Below are 2,356 nucleotides of genomic sequence, written 5' to 3'. Positions count from 1 at the left end.
GGCAATCTGTCGGAGGTGCGCAACGAAGGCGCCATCGTCGGCGGTAGCGTCGGCGTCATGGCCCTGTCCAGCGGCCCCGGCAACTTCATCCAGATCGAGAGCGACGGGCTGATCTATGGCGGCGGCGTCGGCGTCATCGCCAGCACCAACGATGGCGGGCTGAGCCTGACCACGGGCAGCGCCAGCGCGGTGCTGGCCACCCTGGGCTCGGGCATCGTCGCCAGCGCCGGCGACACCGCCAGCCTCAGCATCGGCGGCATGGTGCGCGGCGCGGGCGGCGATCTTGCGCCTGTCATGCAGGTGGCCAGCGGCGCGGGGGCGAGCATCGCCATCGGCGTCGATGGCTCCGTCGCCTCCAACCGCGCCGGCAGCGATCTCGCCGCCGCGTCGGGCGATCTGGCGATCAATGTGGCCGGCGCCAGCGCCAGTCTCACCAATGACGGCGTGATCATTGGGCGGGTCAACCTGCCTGGCGACAGCGTGTTCGCCAACCAGAGCTCCAACAGCTGGTATGTCACCGGCGACAACAATTTCGGCGGAGGAACCTCGGCGCTGAACAACACCGGACGGATCGTCGCCGCCTTCCAGGGCGCCGTCGCCGAGACCACCCGGTTCCAGCAGCTCACTAACTTCACGAATGGCGATCCGGCCGGCCTCGCGGCGGGTCTGATCACCATGCAGGACGAAGCCCCGGGCGCCTCGCTGCCCGGCACGGCGCCGCGTGACGTGCTGCAGACCAGCGGCAACTACGCTGGCGTCGGCAACGCCCGCCTGGCGATCGACGCCTGGCTCGGCGGCACGGGCTCCACCGCTGACCAATTGGTGGTTGGCGGTGTGGTCAGCGGCGTCACCAGCCTCGTGGTCAGCGACCAGAACACGGGTCCGGGCGCATACAACCCGCAGGGCGTGACCATCATGGCGGCTCAGGGCGGTGTTGAGTCCGCAGGGGCCGTGGTGCTCGATCCGTCCAGCGCCAACGCCATTCGCGGCGGCCGGGCTGTGATCGACAAGGGACTGTTCTTCTACGACGTGGCGCTCAAGTCCGCTCCGGGCGGCGGTCAGGAATTCGTGCTGGTTGGCGCGCCTGATACCGAGGCCTACGAGCTGCCGGTGTTGGCCACTGCGGCGCAGAGCATCTGGCACGAGACCACCGGCGTGTGGCTCGACCGCCAGGCAGACCTGCGCAACTGGCTGGCCAATCCTGGCAAGCCGGGAAGCGTCACCCCTGGCGTCTGGGCCAAGGCCATTGGTTCGTGGGAGCACCGCGACGCCAACGCCACCCATGCCCTGCACAATCGCCTGTATAACCACAACACCAGCTACAAGCGTGACACGTTTGGTCTGCTGGGCGGCGTGGACTTCGGCCAGGAGAATGTGGCGCGGTCGGGCGACGCCCTGCTGTTCGGCATGATGGCCGGTTACATCTCGTCGCATGTCGACTTCAAGACGTCGCCGACCTCCGCAAATTATCGCGGCGGCACGGCGGGCATTTACGCCACCTACCTGAACCAGAACTTCTTCGTTGATGCGCTGGCCAAGGTTGACCTGCTGAACCTCGACTATCGCGCGCCGTCGCTGGCCACCATGCAGGGCGTCAACGCCACCACCCTCGGCTTCCAGCTCGACACGGGCTACCGGTTCAATCTGGCGCCGAACATGTTCATCGAACCGGTGGCGACGATCTCTTACGCCCGCACCACGCTTGACCAGCTGATTTCGCTGCCAGGCGCGCTGGCCAAGTTTGACGCCAATGACAGCCTGCGCGGCGGCATCGGCGCCCGCTTCGGCGGCTCGATGGCGCTGAATGACGCCTATCGTCTCGAGGCCTCGGTCACGGGTCGTCTGTGGAACGAGTTCCGCGGCGTCAATACGGCGCGGATCTACAGCGCCGGCATCCCGCTCGGGGTTGAGGACAACTTCCGCGGCGCCTTTGGCGAGATCGCCGGTACGCTGAATGTCACAGGTACGGGGGCTGGCCTGTCGGGTTTCGTCACCGTCAGCCACAAGTTCAACGGCGATCTGTCCAGCAGCTCGCTGAAGGGCGGCCTGCGTTACCAGTGGTAAGGCAGACAGGTTGAGCCGGGCGGGTGCGCCGCCCGGTCAGGCAAACATCAGAACCTCGCGCCGCCTGGCGCGGGGTTTTTGCTTTTCAATGGTTATGGCGGGCCTTATCGGTGAGGGTCCCGAGCAGATCGGTCCGGCGGATGTGGGCGGGATGCTCACCGGCCTGCCAGCATCTGGGCGGTGGGCGAGGGGGAGAGGGCCGTCCACTGCAACATCTAGTGTTACAACAAATACCTTAACCCGCGTGGATCGCGGGGTATAGTTCGTGTCATTTGAGGAGAGCGATGCAAAC

General features: G+C 66.5%; 1 protein-coding gene. It reads left to right on the top strand.

Annotated features, from left to right (window positions below):
* On the top strand, window positions 1-2,064 hold a 2,064-nt coding region (locus AC6A67_RS14360), incomplete at its 5' end, for an autotransporter outer membrane beta-barrel domain-containing protein (protein WP_498037240.1).
* Between the last annotated feature and the right edge of the window lie 292 nt (window positions 2,065-2,356).

The sequence above is a fragment of the Camelimonas sp. FR25 genome (assembly GCF_059740505.1).
This window is presented reverse-complemented; position numbering and strand designations above follow the sequence as displayed.